Annotated in this window: 16 protein-coding genes and 1 riboswitch; of the genes, 8 read left to right on the top strand and 8 right to left on the bottom strand. The window is 57.9% G+C overall.

Going from position 1 to position 20,994, the window contains the following annotated elements; all coding sequences use genetic code 11:
* Positions 1–109: 109 nt before the first annotated feature.
* Positions 110–2,566 (top strand): cation-translocating P-type ATPase, encoded by a 2,457-nt coding sequence (locus tag DDF78_RS04610; protein ID WP_152580575.1) that lies wholly within the window; start codon positions 110–112, stop codon positions 2,564–2,566.
* A gap of 383 nt (positions 2,567–2,949) precedes the next feature.
* Here DDF78_RS04610 and thiD read toward each other — a convergent pair whose 3' ends face one another.
* From thiD to DDF78_RS04630, 4 genes are all read right to left on the bottom strand, one after another.
* Complete coding sequence (gene thiD, locus DDF78_RS04615) at positions 2,950–3,621, bottom strand: bifunctional hydroxymethylpyrimidine kinase/phosphomethylpyrimidine kinase (protein WP_202613206.1); 672 nt, start codon at positions 3,619–3,621, stop codon at positions 2,950–2,952.
* Between the two features lie 161 nt (positions 3,622–3,782).
* A complete protein-coding gene (gene thiE, locus DDF78_RS04620) occupies positions 3,783–4,475 on the bottom strand; it encodes a thiamine phosphate synthase (protein WP_152580576.1) in 693 nt (230 codons plus the stop codon).
* Positions 4,472–5,275: a hydroxyethylthiazole kinase gene (gene thiM, locus DDF78_RS04625; RefSeq protein WP_152580577.1), complete on the bottom strand. Its 804-nt coding sequence runs from the start codon at positions 5,273–5,275 to the stop codon at positions 4,472–4,474. The genes thiE and thiM overlap by 4 nt, the downstream gene beginning before the upstream one ends.
* Positions 5,264–5,355, bottom strand: a riboswitch (TPP riboswitch). Its footprint overlaps the gene before it by 12 nt.
* 201 nt (positions 5,356–5,556) lie before the next feature.
* On the bottom strand, positions 5,557–7,140 hold the full coding sequence (locus DDF78_RS04630; RefSeq protein ID WP_152580578.1) for a S10 family peptidase: 1,584 nt from the start codon (positions 7,138–7,140) through the stop codon (positions 5,557–5,559).
* Between the two features lie 322 nt (positions 7,141–7,462).
* Between DDF78_RS04630 and DDF78_RS04635 the strand changes: the two genes are divergently transcribed.
* The 3 genes from DDF78_RS04635 to DDF78_RS04645 all read left to right on the top strand — a co-directional run bounded on the left by DDF78_RS04635 (position 7,463) and on the right by DDF78_RS04645 (position 12,145).
* Complete coding sequence (locus DDF78_RS04635) at positions 7,463–8,635, top strand: FRG domain-containing protein (protein ID WP_152580579.1); 1,173 nt, start codon at positions 7,463–7,465, stop codon at positions 8,633–8,635.
* Positions 8,635–10,587 (top strand): AIPR family protein, encoded by a 1,953-nt coding sequence (locus DDF78_RS04640; protein ID WP_152580580.1) that lies wholly within the window; start codon positions 8,635–8,637, stop codon positions 10,585–10,587. Before DDF78_RS04635 ends, DDF78_RS04640 begins: the two co-directional genes overlap by 1 nt.
* Positions 10,588–10,789: 202 nt before the next feature.
* Positions 10,790–12,145: an ATP-binding protein gene (locus tag DDF78_RS04645; RefSeq protein ID WP_152580581.1), complete on the top strand. Its 1,356-nt coding sequence runs from the start codon at positions 10,790–10,792 to the stop codon at positions 12,143–12,145.
* 360 nt (positions 12,146–12,505) lie between these two features.
* Here DDF78_RS04645 and DDF78_RS04650 read toward each other — a convergent pair whose 3' ends face one another.
* From DDF78_RS04650 to DDF78_RS04665, 4 genes are read right to left on the bottom strand one after another with little or no spacing between them, the layout of a single operon-like run.
* Positions 12,506–13,297: a metal ABC transporter permease gene (locus DDF78_RS04650; protein ID WP_152580582.1), complete on the bottom strand. Its 792-nt coding sequence runs from the start codon at positions 13,295–13,297 to the stop codon at positions 12,506–12,508.
* The gene (locus DDF78_RS04655; protein ID WP_152580583.1) at positions 13,290–14,279 is read right to left on the bottom strand and encodes a metal ABC transporter permease; all 990 of its coding nucleotides are present in this window, start codon (positions 14,277–14,279) and stop codon (positions 13,290–13,292) included. Before DDF78_RS04655 ends, DDF78_RS04650 begins: the two co-directional genes overlap by 8 nt.
* A complete protein-coding gene (locus tag DDF78_RS04660; RefSeq protein WP_152580584.1) occupies positions 14,266–15,243 on the bottom strand; it encodes a metal ABC transporter ATP-binding protein in 978 nt (325 codons plus the stop codon). The genes DDF78_RS04655 and DDF78_RS04660 overlap by 14 nt, the downstream gene beginning before the upstream one ends.
* 6 nt (positions 15,244–15,249) lie before the next feature.
* Positions 15,250–16,191, bottom strand: coding sequence for a metal ABC transporter solute-binding protein, Zn/Mn family (locus DDF78_RS04665; RefSeq protein WP_202613207.1), 942 nt, complete (start codon positions 16,189–16,191; stop codon positions 15,250–15,252).
* 561 nt (positions 16,192–16,752) lie between these two features.
* On the opposite strand from DDF78_RS04665, the gene DDF78_RS04670 reads away from it, so the two are divergent.
* From DDF78_RS04670 to DDF78_RS04685, 4 genes are read left to right on the top strand one after another with little or no spacing between them, the layout of a single operon-like run.
* The gene (locus tag DDF78_RS04670) at positions 16,753–17,913 is read left to right on the top strand and encodes an extracellular solute-binding protein (RefSeq protein WP_152580585.1); all 1,161 of its coding nucleotides are present in this window, start codon (positions 16,753–16,755) and stop codon (positions 17,911–17,913) included.
* 38 nt (positions 17,914–17,951) lie between these two features.
* The gene (locus DDF78_RS04675; protein WP_202613208.1) at positions 17,952–18,923 is read left to right on the top strand and encodes an ABC transporter permease; all 972 of its coding nucleotides are present in this window, start codon (positions 17,952–17,954) and stop codon (positions 18,921–18,923) included.
* A 3-nt stretch (positions 18,924–18,926) separates the two neighbouring features.
* Entirely contained in the window at positions 18,927–19,748 is an 822-nt protein-coding gene (locus tag DDF78_RS04680) for an ABC transporter permease (RefSeq protein WP_152580586.1), read from the top strand.
* A 30-nt stretch (positions 19,749–19,778) separates the two neighbouring features.
* Positions 19,779–20,987: an ABC transporter ATP-binding protein gene (locus DDF78_RS04685; RefSeq protein WP_202613209.1), complete on the top strand. Its 1,209-nt coding sequence runs from the start codon at positions 19,779–19,781 to the stop codon at positions 20,985–20,987.
* The last annotated feature ends 7 nt before the right edge of the window (positions 20,988–20,994 follow it).

Raw genomic sequence — 20,994 nt, forward strand, 5'->3', positions numbered from 1 at the left:
GATGCCCGCCGCGTGCAGACACCTGTCGATGGCCACTGTTTGATGGATACTGTTATATATAGCCACCGAGCCGACTGGTTTACAACGATTGACTTATGGAGACTGATTGATGGACACTGACGCAATAGCAAACGCGACGCCGAATGGCACTGGCACTGCACACGGCAAGCCGCCCGTCGTGGGACTCGCTGGCTGGGAGGTCGAGGAGCGGCGGCAGCACGGCGAGGGGGAGACCGGCGCGCAGAGCATCACCAAGTCGGTGGGCGCAATCCTGCGCGAGAACATCTTCACGCTGTTCAACGCTCTCAATCTCGCCATCGTGATTATGCTCTTCGCGGTTCACGCCTACTCGAATATGCTGTTCTTCGGCATTATCCTGCTCAATGTCATCATCGGCATCGCGCAGGAGCTCAAGGCCAAGAAGCTCGTCGACGAGCTGGCGATCCTCAACCAGCCACACGCCATCGTGCTGCGCGACGGCGCGGAGACGAAGATTCCGGCGTCGCAAATCGTCAAGGACGATATCCTCGTGCTCGACTCGGGGCAGCAGATCTGCAATGACGCCGTAGTGGTTTCCGGCACGCTGGAAGCCAACGAATCGCTGCTGACCGGAGAAAGCGATTCGGTCGACAAAGTCGCCGGCGACGAGCTGTTCTCCGGCAGTTCGGTGGTGTCGGGCCGCTGCTATGCGCGCGTGACCCATGTGGGCGACGACAATTACGCCAATTCGCTCATCAACGAGGTGCGGCGCGAGAAGCGCGTGCACTCCGAGCTGCTCGACTCGATGAACAAGGTCACGCGCTTCACCAGCTGGCTCATCATCCCGCTGGGCATCGCGCTGTTCCTGGAATCGACGCTGCTGCGGCACGGCGGCATGTACGATTCGGTCGTCTCGTCGTCCGCCGCGCTGCTGGGCATGCTGCCCAAGGGGCTGGTGCTGCTGATTTCCGTTTCGCTGGCCACCGGCGTCATCAGGCTGGCGAAGATGCGCATACTCGTGCAGAACATCTATTCCTTGGAGACGCTGGCCCATGTGGACGTGCTGTGTCTCGACAAAACCGGCACGCTGACCGACGGCAATATGACCGTGGAATCGGTGGTTGCGCTGGGTAGTGGCAGTGCGTCTGGAACCGGTGCTGATGCTGCGGGTGCAGCAGTCACAGCAACCGAGAATGCAGCTGCATTGAACGGCGATCTATTAATGACGTCCTATCTGACCGCGAGCGACGACAACAACGCCACCATAGCCGCGCTGCGTCGCCACTGGCTTGGCGACGAAGCCGACGGGGGCAACCTTGGCAGCACGCCGCAGCCGCTTCCGGCAAGCGGCAGCATCGCCTTCTCCTCGAAGCGCAAATGGGGAGCCATCGGATTCGCCGACGCAGGCACGGTGTTTCTCGGCGCTCCCGAACGCATCCTCGGCGAGCTGCCGCAGGAGGCCCAGGACTTGATGCGCCAAGGCCTGCGAATCATCGCGGTCGGCTACCTGCCCGGCAAATGGAGCGACGAGGAGCAGCTCCCCGGCAATCTGCAGCCGCTGTATCTGATTGCGCTGAGCGACAACATCCGCACACGCACCAAAGAGACACTGCGGTATTTCCGTACCGAAGGCGTCGATGTGAAGGTCATCTCGGGCGACCATCCCGACACCGTCAGCGCCGTTGCCAAGCAGGCCGGACTGGAACGCTGGAATGACGCGGTCGACATGTCCACGGTCGACGCCGATGCGCCGGATGAGGTCTTCGACGAGTTGAGTACGCGATACGCGGTATTCGCCCGCGTGACGCCCAAGCAGAAGCGCCTGCTCGTGCAGGCCCTGCAGCGGGCCGGGCGTCAGGTTGCCATGACCGGCGATGGCGTCAACGACCTGCTGGCCCTGCGCGAGGCTGACTGCTCGATCGCCATCGCCTCTGGCTCCGATGCGGCCCGCCAGATTTCGCAGGTCGTGCTGCTGGATTCGGACTTCACCTACCTGCCGCATGTCGTGCTGGAAGGTCGCAAGGTCGTCAACAACGTGACGCGCACGGCCGCCGTGTTCTTCATCAAGACGATCTACTCGGTGCTGGTGTCGCTGTTCTGCCTCGCGCTCAACATGCCCTTCCCCTTCATCCCGATTCAGATCACGCTCGTTGATGCGTTCATCGAGGCATGGCCGTCATTCCTGACGATCTTCGAATCGAGCACTGCGCGCATCCGGGGCAAGTTCCTGCCCACCGCGCTGCGCTCGGCGGCTCCATTCGCCGTGGCCGTGACCGGCATTATCGTCGTCACGAGCCTGATCGCGCCCTTCGGCGCGCTGCAGAACCAGACCACCATGTTCCTGCTGCTCATTGCCACTTCTATGGTCGCGGTCGTCCGAAGCTGCATCCCCTTCACCCGCCTGCGCGCCTTCGTCTGCGTGACGATGGCTCTCGGCGCGCCTGCCGCGCTGCTCGTGCTGCACAAGCTGTTCCAGGTCGTCGCGATCACCGCGCCGATGTGGGCGTATATCGCCGTGGCCTTTGCCGCAGCGATGGTGTTTTTGCTTGTGGTCAGGCTGGTGCAGCGGACTGTGTTTTCTAAATGACCGTGTCTTCGCGGGGATTGCGGCTTCTTAAGCTGTATCTTCTCGATAGAGGTCCGCACAAACGGTCCGCAAGGTGGGCGCGGCAATGATGTGGTAATGATATAGCGCTCGCCTTCGCCGGCCCTACCAGTAGCGGTAGCTGGTTGATTCGGCCGGGGACGCTGACGATTGCTGCCGCAGTTTCGCGTTAAACATTCGCCGCTGTTGGTCTACCAGGTGATCGACCGGGCCGTGGCCGCTTTCCGGGTGCCGACTTAGTCGCCAATCGGCACCGGCTTCGATGGCCCGATGCAGGTAATCGCGCGCGTTGGCGACGGCCTCTGGTGAGATGCCAGTGGCCCTGGTGTCGCCGTGCAGAGCAGTGCTGGCCGCGATGGCCGAACTCAGCGTGCATCGGTGCCGTGCGTGTTGCGCGTGCGAATTCTCGGACTGGCGAATCGCGTGACGCCTTCAGCGCTCGCCAGCACATCGGTAAGCACATCGTCATCGAGATGCCCGCCTTTGACCAGCGCCGAACGTGCGCCGGCCGACACCAGCGCGCGGGCCTGCTGCTCCAAGTCATTGGCATTACGCGCCGTGGGCACATCGTCGCCCAGCAACACGGCCGTTTCGGGCAGGTTGGGCGTGACGATGTCGGCAAGGCGCATGAGCCGCGTGCGGATGACATCCACCGCGTCCTCTTCGAGCAGCCGGTCGCCGGAGGTCGCCACCATGACCGGGTCGAGCACTACAAGCCCGAATTCCTCGCGACGCTGTTCGATTACGTCCGCGACTGCGTTGGCTACAGCGGCATTGGACAGCATGCCCAGTTTGGTCGCAGCGATTGGCAGATCGTCCAAGACTGTATCGATTTGGTCGCGCACGAGCTGCGGGTCCACGGCGACCGCCTGACGCACGCCCTGCGTGTTCTGTACGGTGAGGCCCGCCAGTGCTGCCGCGCCGTAGACACCAAGCGCGCAGAAGGTCTTCAAATCCGCCTGTGTACCTGCGCCGCCGCTGGGGTCGGAGCCTGCGATGCTGAAGGTGACGGGTGGCTGCATGACTGTGTGTTGCATGATTGCTTCTTTCTTCATTGATAAGGGATGCCATTGTTCCCGGATTCGGGGGCGATCATTTGGGTAATGACCGGCTTGTTGGTTGTGCTGAACTGGGTCGAATCCGAAGAATGCAGACTTCGTAATATCGACCATTGAGTATGAATATGTATGCGATTCGGTCAGACGGAAGCGCTGGAATCGCCCCATGCCGACAGCAGCTCGACAGCGGCCTGTTGCGGATCGGGACGCGCGGCAATTGCCGAAACGACGCAGATGCCATCGACTCCGGTGCCGATAACCGAGCGAACGTTACTGTGGTTAATCCCGCCAATGGCAACCGTTTTCGCACGTCCAGCGGTCTGCTGCACAAGCTTCGCTGCGCCGTCAAGGCCCAAGGCCGCTTCGGTGTCGGTTTTGGTAGGCGTGTCCCAGATGGGAGAAAGCCCCAGCACATCGGCGCTCTGGTCGGCAAGCTCGGCGTCGAGTTCGCGTTGATTGGAGATCGACAGTCCGATGAGCAGCCCGTCGCCAAGCCTGCGCCGCGCCTCGCGAATATCGCCGTCGGACTGACCCATATGCACATTGAGCCCAAGCTCTTCGGCCACGTCAAGCCGGTCGTTGACCACCAGCGCCGCCTGCTTGCCGCAGTGCTCATATGCCCGCTGATTGGCCTCGACGCAGGCTTTCGTAAGCGCAAGAAAATCATCGTGCGGCAGGGTTTTGTCGCGAATCTGCACGACGCCCGCGCCGCCGATTACCGCCTGCTCCACGAACCACGGCACGCGTTCGGGGCCGCCCGCAAGCGGCGTATCGGTCACGAAATACAACCGCCAGTCCACGCTGTCGGCGAGGTCGGGCTTCGCCGTCGTCATGATTCCTCGATTGCCGTGAGCTGAACGATTTCGTCGGGCTTCACGGTGTACAGCGCGTCAATCCATGCGGTGCGGAAGCTGGCCGGGGCGCTCGCTTGCCGGCCTGCCAGCGTGCCTGCCGCTGCGAACAGCGCATGCGCCGCCACAACGCCGTCATGGTCGGTCAGCTGCGCCGATCGGGCTGCGGCTATGCAGGCGGCGACCACTGCGCCGAGCGAGCAGCCGGTGCCCACAACGAGCGGCATCAGCGGACTTCCGCCGGTGATGCGCGTAGTGCGGTCGGGCGAGATCACGACGTCGGTCGGGCCGGAAACCGCCACGACAGCGCCGCTGGATTGCGTCAACGAGCGAGCCGCGCCAAGAGCGGCTTCGACCTCATCGGTGGCGTCGACGCCACGGCCGCCCGCGCTTTCGCCGGTCAGTCCCAGAATCTCCGAGGCGTTGGCGCGCACGGCGGCGGGATGGTGCTGCAATACTTCCCGTGCCAGTGCAGTGCGCACCGGCAGACCACCCACGGCAACCGGGTCCAAAACCCACGGCGTATGCGCGGATTCAGCGGCATCGACCGCGAGCCGCATGCCCTGATGCTGCTCGCCCAAGCCGTTGCCGACATTGATGAGCAGAGCGGATGCGAGACCGGCGAAAACTCGCGCATCCTCCGGCAGATCGATCATGGCGGGTGCGGCGCCTATCGCCAGTAATACATTGGCGGTGATTTCGGGCACGACGCTGTTCGTCATGCAATGGACGAGCGGCGTCGTTGCGCGGACGTTTTCGAGTATGCGGATGACCTGAGTCATATGGCTCCCTTCGCTAGCACTGTCTAGATCAGGTGTTGCGGGTGTGTTCTCAGCCCTTGCGGGCACCCCGGCACTTCGGGAGCCATACTAGCACGCGCACGGCCCGTTCCCCAAGGCTGCTGCCTGTTGTCTCCGCATGGCCCATGTGCGATCTGCGATTGCATCGGCAAACAGCATAGGGATAGCTGCAACAAATTGGGTGCCACGGCTTTACTCAAGCTGCGGCACCCCAATCGTGTGACAATGGAACCTGCGGGCTGGAACGTCCCGTTCCGGGCGAATCAGTCGATGGCTCCTGACAGCTTCGCCGCCTGCGGGCGCTCGTTGAGCTGGGGAAGATCAGCTACGTCGGCGTCGTAGAAGCGGCCCAGGTCGCGGCGGAACTTCTTCAGGCTTTCCTGCGACGAGTAGAGCATATGCCCGGCCGGGTAATACGTGAAGGCGATGTTGCCGCGCAGCGCCTCGGGCAGCCCCGTGTGGTCAATGTCGTATTCGGTCTGATTGAAGGGCGTGCATAGGTCGTAGATGCCGTTGCCGATAAGCACTTTGAACGCGGGCTGCTGGCAGATGGCCGCAGCCAGATCGCCGGTGACCTTCGGGAAGGGGATGATCTGGCTCCACGAGGTTTTCGTGTGCTCAGGCATCTTATGCCACCACGTCCAGCCTTTGCCCGGCTCGGTCGATTCCCAATCGAAGTTCGCGAATTCCTGGCGTTCCCGCGTGTCATTCCACTCCAGCTCGTCGCGCAGATAGGCGTTGACGAGGCTGGCGTAGGCGGGAGCGAGCAGGGCGTCGTCCACCACGAAAGTCTCGTCGTCGCTGACGGCGTCGAGATCGTACCCGGAGGCGCGCCCGTCGTAGCGGCCGACGATCGTGCCCTTGTCGCGCAGCAGCTGCTTGCGGAATCGCGTATCCAGCACGCGCAGGTCGGAATCGAGCACGTACTGCTCGCTCAACCCCGTCAGTTCGGCGTAGCGCCTGGCGACGGCGGTTTTAGTTTGCGGGTCGAGCGTCGCGCCTTGCGCCAGAGCGAGGCGCAGCGGGCCGTTCGCGAAGGCGCGGGCCTGCTGCAAATGCTCGGCGATCTCGGTGTCTGAGGCCGCTTTGCCGTGGTATTTCGCGACCGAGGCGAAGGTGGGGAAGTAGCCGATATAGTACTGGTCCGACGTGCTGAGCGTGAAACCGTAGTCCAGGATGTTCGAGATCAGCGTCAGGCCGTTGAGGCTTACGCCGTCCTGCTGCAGGCGGTACGAGAGCGCGGCGCCGCGCGTGGTGCCGTAGGATTCGCCGAGCACGTATTTGGGCGAGTTCCAGCGGTGGTATGCGGTCAGGAAGGCGCGGATGAACGCGCTGAAGCCGCGCACATCGCCGTCCACCGACCACAGCTCGGCCTTCGCTTTCTCCGCGATGCGCGAGAAGCCGGCGCCCGGGGCATCGATGAACACCAGATCGGATTTCGGCAGCAATGTATAGGCGTTATCGGTCAGCGAGTAAGGCGCATGGTCGGCCGACGTGTCGTTGACGGCGATGCGACGGGGCGCGAGCGAGCCGAGCAGCAGAAACGTCGTGGAGGAGCCGGGGCCGCCGTTGAACACGAAGGTGACTGGGCGCGTCGGGTCCGTTTTGCCGTCGGCGTCGAGCGCCTGGAACACGGTGTAGAACACGCTTGCCGCGGGCTTGACCTTCTCCGTGTCGATGTTCAGCGTGCCTACGGTCGCCTCGTACTGCCATTCGGTGCCATCCAGCGTGATGCTGTGGCGGGTAGCGTGCGCGCTCTGCGGCGGCAGCTGTTCGGCACTCGCGACATTGTTCGTGTCGGTTTTGGTTTGTGCATCCGATTGTGCGTTCGGCTGCTCGTCGGTCATATGACTGTCTCCTAGGATCATTGCGGCAACGGTTGGCAATATGCCTCCAGTGTATTCTGCGGTGGTACACACCGGGGGAATGCATATTGAAAAAACCAGCCAACCACGGATAGGCTTGCATTCACAAATAGAATCCGGTCTGGACAACATGCTCATATGGCACGACCGTTAAATATTAGGGACAACGATAGTCGTCGGCACCCGATAATGTCGGAAAAGACCGGGCAGGACATATATGACACGCCCTCAATAAACCTACGTTGTTAACTTAAACTCCCAACTGGTATTGTTGCTTGCAGTTCGTTCGTATGGGGGAGGGGCAGTGGCAGACAAATCAGTTAAGTCAGTGTCAGATTTTATACAAACAATTCAAGAGAAAGTAATTTCTCTTCGCCGAATTAGCGGTTCTGATTTGTTCGTATTTCGAGGCGAACCTAAGCTTTTTCAAACACATGGGATGCCGAATGTATTTCGTGAACCTAATAAATCGTCGCTTGAAAACATACCGTATTATGAAAAGAACATACTCGACATTTTTCGATCATATGGGTTCTCAGAAAGCCTTAGTTATTTAGAGCTCGCAATAGATGCACAGCATGGAGGGTTTGCGAGCCGTCTTCTTGACATTTCCTTCAACTCATTGGTGGCGTTATTCTTTGCCGCTGAGAAGTCCGAAAATGACGAGCACCCTGAAAATGCTGCGGTATACGTTTACGCCGTAAATGATCTCTATTCGCCGGAATCGCACAACGTCCAAGATCTATATGATTCGATACTTGATCAAGAGCCAACTTACAACAATCGACTGTCGGGCTATAGCCACATTTTCATTGACTATGTGAAATCTAACAAACGAATTATCGCACAGAACGGTGGGTTCATTCTTTTCCCTGGAACAGAATACGTTCCTTTCCCTCCATTTAAAACTGACAGAGTGGTCATAGATGGTGCGCACAAAAAAAGAATTCTTAATGAACTCGCTTCTTTTTTTGGTATTACAGAGGGAAGTATTTATCCCGAAAGCAACACTAACGTTGGATATCTCACAAAAAAAGCGCAACATATGCGCAATGACGGCATGTCCGCAGTTCAGCAACAAAAGGCTTTTATTGATGAGTTCGAAAATTACTGTGAGTACTACATCGAACAAGCGACATACATCATGACAGATCTGAATTCGTTAGGGAAGAATTCCTCAGGAGGAGCTACTAATAAAAACGAAATTCACAGGAAAAAAGAATTTGAAGAACTGCTTCTCGCTATTGAGAAGGAACTTTTATCTGTGAAAACAACTTGGATCGAGTATCAGAAAAGCTCTCTGAACGTCCAGGAACAAGACTCGCAGAAGGATAAATTGTCTAACGAAAGCTCAAAGAAGTTTGATGCAGTGATGCAGCATTTTGAACAACAAATTGAATCGATTTGTCAACAATACTATCGGAAAAACAATAGCGATTCCATATTCTCTATCGAATCATTCATGAAGGTGCAGTAATGGCAAATGGTAACTTCGGAACAATAGTCACCGACGAGATTGTTGATATCCTTGAATCACAAGGGATTGCGGACATCACTAAAGATGACATCGGCCCCTTGATTTCCGGCCGACTCACATGGAAAATCGATCACGATATCTCCAGTGATGCAGAAAAGCTTGCTGGAAGTCTTAGAGTATTCTCTACGGCAGAACTTGAAACCGATCCAGATGACGTGCAACCCATATTTGTGTTTCATTATGAGCCAGTGCATGATTCTTCAGAACCTTTATCATCTTTGCAACGGTTTATAGATCGACTTAAATCCGAAGAGGCGGAACACAAAAAAACTGGCAACGACGGCGCTGACAACAATGAGAATCATGTTGGCGATTGTTTGAAGTTTAACAAACGATCATTACAAAACAAAGTGGAGAATATCTATTTTTACAATATCGTAAGTGATCGAGTGTCATTCAATGAATCCACCAAACTGTCGCTCGCAGTCAAACAGTCGTTGAAGGACTACGTCAATAAGATTTACGACTTTGACATACCCAACGTGTACAGAATAAAGTTCAACACGATCCTCATTCCCAGTGAAGACAACTTAAAACGGCAAATCACCATTCCGATTGTAAGCAGGGTTCGTGCTCTCGACGGCGAGGCCAAAATCTCTCATAAACCGAATGCTGATAAGACGGAGTTGTATTTGAGGTGTACTGTATATACCGCCTCCCTTAACGAGATAGTAAAGTTGTACGAGCAAGTCGGTGAGAGTCTATTCGATCAGAATCTTCGCTACCGAATAAAAGAACAGAACGATGTTGAGAATGCCATGGGCGCAACAATCCAAAACCAACCGCAAATGTTTTGGTTTCTTAACAACGGCATATCCCTCATTGTGACCGATTCAAATAGAATCGAAAGGGGAAGGTTCGACGCTATTTCAATAAATCTGCCTGACCAGAAACACGATGATCTCGACACCGTTTCAGTAGTGAACGGTGCGCAAACGATAAGTTCCTGCTTTTCAATTGACGAAGCAGAATTTAATAAAGATCTTAAAGTTCTCTTACGAGTTTATACATTCGTTCGTAAAAAAGGAAGTGAAATCGATCCAATCGGGGACAGTCTGTTTCAAGGAGAGGAGAAACAACTCTCAGCAGACAAAGTTGATATTTCAAATAAAATCGACGAGATCACTATCGCTCTAAACAGGCAAAAGCCTATCCGTCCTGATGATTTAGCTTTCGCTAGTGATTTTGTGAGACAGATGAACTCTGTCCAGCTTGTACCTGCTGAATCCGATGAGAGAGAGGAACAAGAAAATCGTTTTGATAAGACTAAGTTTGAAATTGTGCGTCGCGGGGACAAAGAGAGCATTTTTTTGCATAAATATTCTCTTATAAGCTTTGCGCGAATCATGGAAGCGACAGGTGAGGAACCTTCTCCGGGTAAAGCGCGTTCTAGCGGATCTAGCACACTACTTAAACAAAAAGACGGAAAGTTTATACGTAAAGAGATTTTTTTTGAAACTGACGGTTCTGATACAGATTTTTACGACAAATATATTACCAAGTACGCGCATGTTAATCTTGCCTTCAAAGTTAGTAATTATGTCGATACACATCAGCAAACATCTGCTAGCACTACATTCAGAGATTCGAACGATATGAATGCCCTTATTAACAACGGAAAGTATTACCTCATCTCATATCTCGTCAAAAGGCTCACAAAAAATGAAAAATTTGAGGCTGATCCTTCAGAAGAAGCAATAGAAGCAGCATACAACGACCTTTTATCCTCAATTAACAAAAACCTTACCGAAATCAAAAATCAATATTATTCCAAACCAGTGTTCGAGTCTCAAAGAGATAGTGGCAAAGATCCTCTTGTGTCAAATGATTTTAAAAAAGATGTTTTATTCTCAATTATCTCTAAGTGTTTGGAACCCCCAGATATGTCTTAGTGAGAGTGCAGCTGACAGTTTCCCTTATTGGTTCCTCTCGTCTGGCCAGCGGTCAGCTCCTGTATCATGTTGAATCTGCATGAAATCCCATAGCAGGCACGTATATGCTATACATGAATAGAACTATTTATGTGTACAATGGGTACATGAAATCATAAGTAATTCGTGTACAAACTCTTGGCTGCCGACGGAGGGAGATGCTATGGCCTATATGCGGCGCAAGCTCGAAGATACGATTCGTCACTGGGCGCAGGCAGGTGATGCGCACCCGCTGATTATTCGTGGTGCCCGAAGGACGGGAAAGACCTATCTTGTCGAGCATGTCGCCCAGGAGGTGTTCGGCGGCGATGTAGTGAAACTCGATCTGCAGACTGACTTGGGCACCATCGAGAGAATATTCGACGTGCCCACCAACGATATCGATGCCATTGTCGGTCGCATCCGCGAATACACGGGGAAGCGATGCGAGCCCGGTGCCACGCTCCTGTTCTTCGACGAGATTCAACTGAGCGACAAGGCGTTGAACTCGCTGCGGTTCTTCTCCGGCACCCCTTGGCGCGTCATTGCAACCGGCAGCCTGCTCGGCGTCGCCGTGAGGAAGCGCCGGCTGCCGTTTCCTTCGGGAGTCAGGCAACTCGACCTTCATCCCATGGATTTCGAGGAATTCCTGTGGGCGGTGGATGAACGGCCGCTGTCCGACGCGATCCGCGAACATGCCGATCATCCCGCGTCCTTCCTCATGCACGACAAGGCGCTTGATCTGTATCATCGCTATCTCGTCGTCGGAGGCATGCCCAAACCGGTGGACGTCTACCGTACTACGCAATCTTTCGAAATGGTGGCCCAGGAGCAGCGGGAAATCAATGACACGTATGTCAATGACATGACCGATCCCGACAACGGCATCAGCGGGATATCGGCGAAACGCATCTGGGACAGCCTGCCCCGGCAGCTGCTGCGATCCAGCACGAAAAAGTTCAAGTACGCGGACATCATACGCGGTGGCCGCCGCGAACGCCTGCTCGAACCGTTGGAATGGCTTGAGGCCGCTGGCATCATCAGCAGGAACGAGATGACCGGCGACACTGCGGCTCCGCTCTCCCCGTACTCCGACGAGGAAGGGAGCTTCTTCAAGGTGTACGTGGCGGACACCGGCATCATGTTTTCCAAATTCGACATCGATGCGACACTGCTCCTGCGCCGTGAAACCGCGCAGCTGCTCTCCTCCGATTTCCGTGGGGCGCTGGCTGAGAACTATGTCATGCAGGCGCTCCGGGCGAACGGCATCAGCACCTTCTACTGGGCATCCACCGGCAAGGAGAAGGGCGAGCTGGACTTCGTGTTCCAGAACCGCGCCGCGCAAATCATCCCCGTCGAAGTCAAGTCGGCGCGCAACGTGACGGCGAAAAGCCTGCGAAGGTTCGTGCAGGCAGGGCATTCGGCTAAGGCCTACCGGCTGTCCGAGCGTGACTTCGGCGCGGATACGGTGGCAGGCACCGAAGTTCCGCTCATTAGTCTGCCGTTGTACGCCGCCTTCACCATTTCTGGCAACGCATAGCCGACCACCTAGCAGGTAGAACGGTTTACTTTGCCGTTCAAAGAGGCATGGCGCAATGAAAGGCGCGGAAAAGAGGGAGAGCATATGCAAGAACTCGCGGACCAGGCGCGATCGGGTGAGATTGTGGTCAACGCACCCATACACTCGCCGAGGTGGCGTAGTCTGACAACGGGCTGACCGCCGCATAAATCGTTCAACTGTAAGCTGTTGGTCACTTGCTCGATATGCCCCAAGGCGCTTATACGATTTTCTATAGCAGTGCAGCGCAGCTTGTGGGACCCGTCCCGCGACGCGGGCATCCCGGCATACGCAGTTTGCGCTGTGCAGGGATACCCGCAACCGCAATGCCATGCCACCGGCTCATTTCGCGCGGATCAACGATACGATCTTGGCGGCCGTGTACACGCAGGCGGAGCTCAGCGCGACGAAAAATCCGACCGGCATATCGGTGATGACGGACAAGGCTATCGACAGCCACATGCACAGCAGCGAGAACGCGCAGGACAGGACGCCAGCACGCAATGGCCGCGAGCATAGCAGGCAGGCGGCGGCTGGCGGCGCTACGAGCAGGCTGAACAGCAGCATGGCACCGACGACGGGCACGCTGGCTGTGGTGACGGCGGCGATGACCAAGGTGAACACGAATTCGATGACACCGTTGTGGATGCCGCGGGCTTCGGCGAGCTCCGGCATGACCGAGCTGAGCAGCAGCGGCCGGGCGATAAGCGCCACGACGATGACGCCAAGAATGGCGAGCGCGGTCATAAGCACCAGATCGGAGTCCGCGACCGCGAGCACCTGGCCGAAGAGCAGCGCATAGACCTGATTGGTGTAGTCGCCGCCGAGGCTGAGCAGGAACGCGCCGCCGGCGAGCAGGAAGATGAGCGTCAGCGCGATGACGGTGTCCCGGCGCTGCTTCTTTCTGCCGAGCACGGAGATGCCGACCGCTGCGGCGAAGGCGGCAAGGCCCATGCCGACCACCGAGCTGACTCCGAGATATACGGCTGCGGCGGCACCGGCGAACGAGCCGTGCGGTATCGCATGCGCGAGGAATGAGTCGCCACGCAGCACGACGAAGACGCCGATGATGCCGGCGCTCAGCGCCACGACGGTGCCGGCGATCCAGGTATTGGTGAGATACGCGTCAAACATTCGCGCTCGCCGCCTTCCGGCTAATAAGACCGAGGCTGCGGCTATGACTACGCCTGCTTGTGCCGCGCAGCCAGCTCACCAGCCGCGACAGCAGGTAGCACATCGTGACTAGCGCGACGATGCAGAAGCTCACCGACCACGAGTGTCCGTGCATCCACGAATAGCTTTCGTATGAGATCACGATGCCGCCCCATACGCAGAACAGGCCAATGCCGCAGGCGGCGAACATTGCGTTCCGCACGCGCTTGGCCAGCATCAGCCCGCAGGATGCGGGGCCGATCAGCAATGCTGTGGACAGCACGGCACCGACGGAGATGGAGCTCAGGGCGACGCTTAGGGCCAGCACGACCATGAATGCGGCGTTGGTTGCACCGGTCGAGACGCCGCGCGCATGCGCCAGCTGCGGTGCGACGGTAGAGAACAGCGCCGGACGCCAGATAATCGTCAGCATCAGCAGACATAGCACCGACAGCGCGATGACTATGGGCACGACGCTCGGGCTGATGGCGAACAGCGAGCCGAAAAGCACATTGACCGAAGCGCTCCCGCCTTGCGGGCGCATGGTCGACAGGCTTAGGAACAGCGAGGTGAGGCCCATACCAGTGGCGAGAATGATGCCGGTGGACACGTCGCGCCCGCGTAGGCGCTCGACGCCGATGGCATGCATGCCCAGCGCCGCGATGATGCTCGCCACCACGAATCCCCACAGTTGATTGACTCCCAGCAGAAACGCTGCGGAGCCGCCCACCGAGGCGAGGTCGGTCAGCGAATGCCCGGCGAAGGACTGCCCGCGCAGGACCGTCAGCACGCCGACCAGCGCGGTCGCGATCACTACGACGGAGCCGACGATCAGCGCCGTACGCACCTCCGGCACAGCCCAGAGCGCGTTGAATCCGCTTACGGGCAGTGTGGATGACGACGTATTTGGCGCTGCTGACACGGACTGTGCGAGTGCGAACGGCAAGACGCTAGCGGCGGTCATCGTGCGAACCATCTTCCTGCGGTGATTGCGGCGCCTGCGGTAGCTGCGATGCCTGCGATATGTTCGGCCTCTGAGCATCAGCGATGCGCCCGGTCTCGTTTTCGTATTCAGCGCGTCCAGTGCCTTCAATGCCCTCAGCGTCTTCAGCATCCTCAGCATTGTCAGGATGATGCCCCGGCTCGCTGCCTTCGTCGGCCAGCACCACGATGCGGCCCTGCGTGCGCAGCACGGTTATGGGGTGCTGATACAGCTCGCTGAGCACATCGGTGCGCACGACCTCGTCGGTGCGGCCGACCGCCGAACGGCCCTGCGCGAGGTAGACCACGCGATCCAAGACACCCAGCAAAGGGTTGATATCATGCGCGGAAAGAATGATGCCGATGCCCTTGGTGCTGCGAATATGATCAAGCAGGGCTACGATATCGGCGCTGTTGGCCGGGTCGAGATTCGCCAGCGGCTCGTCGAGCAGCAGCAGGGCCGGGTCGGCGACGATGGCTGCGGCGATCATGATGCGTTGCTGCTGGCCGCCGGAAAGCCTGCCTACGGGGCGGTCGGCGTATTCCAGCGCGCCGACGCCTTTGAGGGCGGTATTGACACGTTCCCAGAAGTGCTTTCCTCGCAGGGAAATGCCGAATTTCTGCCCGTCAAGCCCGAGCGCCACGAAGTCCTTGGCCAGCAGCGGCAGGTCGGGGTCGAGCTCGATTTTCTGCGGCACATAGCCGATGACGCCTGTCTGCAGCCGTTTGCGGCCGAGCACGGTGACGTTGCCTTCGAGCGGCGTGATATCGCCGAGGATGGTTTTGAGCAGCGTGGTCTTGCCTGCGCCGTTTGAGCCGATAAGCCCTACGAACTCGCCCCGGCCCACGGTTAAGTCAATGCCGTCGAGAATGCTCCGGCCCCCGAGGTTTACTCGGAGGCCGGAGACGTTCAACAACGGGCGATTGGTATCGTCAGTTGGCTTCATAGATGTTTATTCTAGCGTTTCAGTCGACGTATTGTTGGCGGCGGCCTGCGTGAGCGCGTTGAGCTCTGCCAGCATCCAGTCGACGTAGTGCATCTTGGTCGGCATGGTTTCGTACGCGCCGACGATCGGGATGCCATTGGCCTTGGCCGCAGCCAGATACTTCTTGGTCAGGTCGGAGACGACCTGCTGGTTGTAGACGAAGGCGGTGACCTGCTTGTCGTTGAACAGCTGCATCTGGGTGGCGGAATCCTGCGCCGAGGGGTCCTGGTCGTTCATGATATCGGCCTGCAGGCTCCACGGGGTCTTGATGTCCACCTTGGCGTTGTCGAGCAGGTAGTTGGCCACGGGCTCGGTTGCCGCGACGGAGACGTTCGGGTACTTGTTCTTGAAGGTGTCAAGCGCCGTCCAGTACTTCTGCACGGAGGTGTCGAAGGACTGGAGGTTGCTCGCGTAGTCCTTGGCATGCGAAGGATCAAGGCGCGTGAGGGTGGCTGCGAGGGTGGAGGCCACGGCGGGCATCGTCTCGGGCTTGTACCACAGGTGCGGGTTCTTGGTGTCGTCGGGAAGGCCGAGCACCTGCTGCGCGCTGATAACGGTGCGGTCGGAGCTGGAATGGCTCTTGAGCATCTTGGCGAGCCAGTCGTCGTAGCCGACGCCGTTAGCGATGACGATCTTGGCGTTGGCGATCTGCTTAGCGTCCGAAGGCTTGGCTTCGAAGTCGTGCGGATCGGCGTTCGGATCGCTGATGATCGAGGTCACCGAGACGTGCGAGCCGCCAATGGACTGCGCCACGTCGCCGTACTCGTTCTCGGCCGCCAGAATCTCGATCTTGCCGTTCGAGTCGGTTGCTCCTGAATTCGAGTTCGATGCGCCGCATCCTCCGGCGAGCGCCATCGCCGCCACCAGCACTGCACCTACCGCAGCCCTTGCCACATGTTTCATCTGCATGAGTGACTCATTCCTTTCATGGCCGCTGCTTGGACCCGTATCGGTATTGTCATGGGTCACGCGCGCGGCATTCATATGTAATGAAAACGGTTATCATTGTAACGGGTATGGGGTACAGCGGGGCGACGCAAGGGGATTGGGGCGCGTTGCGTATGGTGTTGGCGGCGGTTCTTGCGGCACTTAGCAGCCGCGGCATTATTCGTACTTGCGGTGGTTGGACAGGCGAGCGGAGGTTTGGCGCTCGCGTATGTGAGCGCGAATATCGAGGTGTGTCTGGCCGGCTGCGATAATGTCGATTCTCGTCGTAAAACGGCTGCATGAACGACGCCGGAATTTTTCCCTGAGTTCATCTTGGGGACGGCATCGATTCACTCTGCCCTGCAATGATGCATATTAGGCCTTTCTGCTGTGGTTTGACAGACTGGTCTGCCGTCCGGCCCGTTTCGAGCCGGAGTATGCATGGGTTTCCGACTCCCTGTTCGTAAGGCATGTCCTGAAACATGGGGTTTTCGGCGCGTGCTGTATTCGCAGATGCGTCTGAGCGAGAAAAGGAATGAACCAATGAAGATGAGACATGTGCTGGGAGCTGTGGTTGGCGTCGTATCCATGGGCCTGATGGTTGCGGCCTGCGGCCCGACGTCCAGCGGCGGCGCATCCTCGCAGTCATCGCAGAAGGGCACGGTCACCGTGTTCATATCCGGTGATACAAATGTTCAGGATCTATGGGAGAAGGGTCTCATCCCCGCCTTCAACAAGCAGTATCCGAATATCTCCGTGAAAACGGAAATCGATCTGCACGGCGAGCATGACCAGCAGACCGTCGCGAAGCTGGCCACATCGACCAAGGCCGGCGATGACCCCGGATATCAGCTCGTCGACGCAGGGTGGGTGACCGGCCAAGCCGCCAAAGCCAATCTGCTTGACAAGGTCTCCACGTCTGATATCTCGAATCTCGCGGATGTTCCCGCTGACACGGTCAGCATGGGGCAAGGCGTGGGCATTCCCTACCGGGCGTCGTCGGTGCTCCTGGCCTACGATTCAACGAAGGTCAAGAATCCTCCCAAGACCTTGGCCGCCTTGCTGCAATGGATTGTCGACAATCCTGGGCAGTTCGCCTACAACTCCCCGTCCACGGGTGGCTCCGGCGGCGCATTCGTCAACACGGTTCTGGACAGCCACTTGACCAAAGGCCAGCAGGACGTGCTGCGGCTGAAGAAGGATGCCTCTGCTGAGGCGGCCTGGAAGGAAGGCTTCGCCAAGCTCGCCTCGCTCAATCCTTATGTGTATCAGAAGGGTGTCTACCCGAATGGCAACAATCAGGTCCTTTCGCTCTTGGGGCAGGGGTCTATCGAAATGGCCCCGGTGTGGTCGGACCAGTTCATCACGGCCCAGAAAACCGGGACCATTCCCGACACTGTCAAGTATGCGCAGATATCTGGCCCCTCCTTCACCGGCAGCGCATCCTATCTCGGCATTCCCAAGACGGCAAGCAGCAAAAAGAACGTCCACACGCTGGTGAACTTCGTGCTGAGCACTCAAGGTCAGAAAGTCATTGCGGACGAGGTCTCCGGATACCCCGTCATCTCGCTGGACAAGATGGACAAATCGGTGGCCGAGAAGTTCAAGGATGCAGATATCTCCGCGTTGCGCGCAGGATATTATTCCGAGGTCAGCTCCGATATGAATGACCAATGGGATCAGCTGGTCCCCGGCCGGCAATGAGCGAACGGCAAACGCGTAATCGACCGCGGGGCACTCTTGTGGGCGGCAAGGAACCGGACGATAAGATGGGCGCTGTGGAGGAGGAGCCGTGCGCTGAAGCGGCCAGAGGCTATGAGCGGCGTGAGGCTCGCCGCCACGGCTTCATCGGATTCCTGATGTCGCTTCCGCCGATGATCGTGCTGGTGCTGTTCGTCGGAGTTCCCGTCGTTCTCGCCATCCTGTTCAGTTTTGGCTACACCGGCGGACTCAATCAGGTTGCTGCACAGGTCGGCATGGATGTGCGCCATGGCTCGCCGTTCACCGTCGCGGCGTATAAGGACATTCTCGAAGATCCTCGTTTTCTGCGCGATCTGATCGTCACATTGATCGTCACCGTCGTCGGAACCGCCGCAGTAGTCGTGATTACGACCGCCATAGCCTTGTATATGCGAATGTCGCGGTCCAAGGCGGGCTCTCTGCTCGCAGGTCTGGCGGTGGTCCCGTTGTTCATCCCCGTGGTCATCGCCTCTTGGGCGAATCTCATCTTCTATCAGTCCAACGGATTTCTGCGTTCCCTTTTCGCGCAATTCGGGCTGCAGGCGCCGGTCTGGGGCTTCACTACCGTTGGCGTGATCATCGCGTCCGTATGGGTCAATCTTCCCTTCGCGATGCTGATGACGATTTCAGGAGTCCAATCGGTGCCTGAGGATTTCATCGACTGCGCCAGAGACGCAGGAGCTTCGAACCTCCGAATCATCGGGGAGATCCTGCTGCCCCTGGCCAAGGTCCCGATCCTGATTGCCGCGACATTCACCGCCATCGGAATACTAGGGCAATTCACCGTGCCATATTTCACCGGTCCGAATGCGCCGACCATGCTCGGCGTGGATATCTCGAAGTACTATCAGGCGTTCAACCGACCGCAGCAGTCGGTTGTCATCGCGGTCATCATGTTCCTGTTCGGCATCGGCATCGCAGTGGCGTATATCCGTACTTCGGCGCATGACGGCGCCGAACCGCGCAAGGAGTAGCATATGCCATCAGCAATCAGAGTCGGCGCGAAGGCCGTGTGCACGTGGCTCCTCGTCGCCATCGCGGTGGTTTTCATTCTCGGGCCGTTCCTGTGGCTTGTCGCCCATGCCTTCGTCACCTCGTGGACTTATCCGCGGCTATGGCCAGACGGTTTCACACTGCATTGGTGGTCGGTCGTGTTTTCGGACAGCCAGCTGCAAGCTTCGATCGGCAACTCGCTGTTCTTCGCCCCGGTCACTGTGGCGCTGTCATCACTGGTCTGCCTTCCTGCGGCATATGCATTCTCCAGATTCAATTTCCCTGGCAGACGCATATTCCAGGTGAGCCTGCTGGCGGTCAATGCGTTTCCGAAGATGGGACTGTATGTCGCAATGGCGGCCATATTCTACGGCCTGCACCTGATGGAGAGCATCAGCGGCATCCTCATCATTCATTTGATCAGCACGCTGGTCAATATGACATGGATTCCGGCAGCGGCATTCTCCAGCGTGCCGAAAGCCTTGGAAGAAGCGGCCGCCGACGCTGGAGCGGGTAAATTGCGGGTATTCTGCTCAGTGACTTTACCAATAGCCGCCCCCGGCATCCTGGTCGCTATGGTCATGTCGTTTCTGGCTTCCTTCGATGAATCCCAGGGCACGTATCTCGTGGGTGCGCCGAAATACATGACCATGCCCACGCAGATGTATTCGATGGTATTGAATTACCCCGAGCAGGTGTCGGCAGTCTTCGCGCTGATACTTGCCGTCCCTTCCGTCGTGCTGCTGCTGGTATGCAGAAAATACATAATGGGCGGGCGACTGGCTGAAGGATTCCAGATTCGCTGACGACGACTACTGGATATTACGGATATTACGGTGTCGACGCAGGCATGCGGTTCGTGCGTCGGCGGGAAAGGTGCAAGTATGGCGACACATGATCACGAGCCTGCCGTTGGCGGCGGGAACGTTGAACCGCCCGGCGTCCGAGGATACGACTCAGCGCGGGATACGCGGGATATTGGCGAGCCGGGTCTGGTCGTCGAGGGACTGCATAAAAGCTTCGCCGGGCGCGAGGTCATAAAAGACGTGAGCTTGAAGGTGCGTGCCGGAGAATTCGTTTCGCTGCTCGGCCCGTCCGGCTGCGGCAAGACCACGACCCTGCGGATGATCGCAGGCTTCCTGCACCCCGATGACGGGCAGGTGTGGATGGATTCGCGCGACGTGACCGAGCTGGGTGCCGAGCGTAGGCCGAGCGCGATGGTGTTTCAGAATTATGCGCTCTGGCCACATATGACAGTCGAACGCAACGTTTCCTTCCCGCTGCGTGTCGCCAAGCGGCCAAAGGAGGAGATCGCCCGGCGCGTCGATGCGGCGCTGGAACTGGTTAATCTTACACAGCAACGCAAAGCCCGCCCCGCCAGGATGTCGGGAGGCGAACAGCAGCGTGCCGCTTTGGCCCGGGCCCTCGTGCGCGAGCCATCGATACTGCTGCTCGACGAGCCGCTGAGCAATCTGGACGCGAAGCTGCGCGAACGGGTGCGCGAGGATATCCGTTCCATCCAGCAGCGTCTGCATATCACGACGATCATGGTCACGCATGACCAGCAGGAGGCTATGGCGATCTCCGACCGCATCGCCGTGATGCATGATGGCAGACTGGAGCAGGTATGCGGACCTGATGAGCTCTATGCTAAGCCGGCAACGGAGAATATTGCCCGCTTCATCGGCACAATGAGCGAGTTTGACCAAGCTTTCAGACAACGGCGTGTCGTGAAAGACGAACACTGGCTGGTTCGTCCTGAAGACATCGTCTATATCTCCGCCGACCAGCCACGCGATGAGGATGCGGCTTGTGAGGACGATCAGCTGTCACCCAATCACATGCCCGTAATCAATGCCAGAGTCGTGCGGTTGATTCCGCACGGACGATACGGGGAAGTTGTTTTCGAGTCTGACGGTGGCGCTTCACTCGTGGGACTGCATTCGAATGACGCGTCACCCGTCTGTGCAGGGCAATATGTCCGCTTAAGCGCGAAACGGGTATATCACTATGTCGGCAACGAATTATCGGAGGTAATGCAATGATGAATGA

It is taken from the genome of Bifidobacterium tibiigranuli (assembly GCF_009371885.1).
Lineage (GTDB): Bacteria > Actinomycetota > Actinomycetes > Actinomycetales > Bifidobacteriaceae > Bifidobacterium > Bifidobacterium tibiigranuli.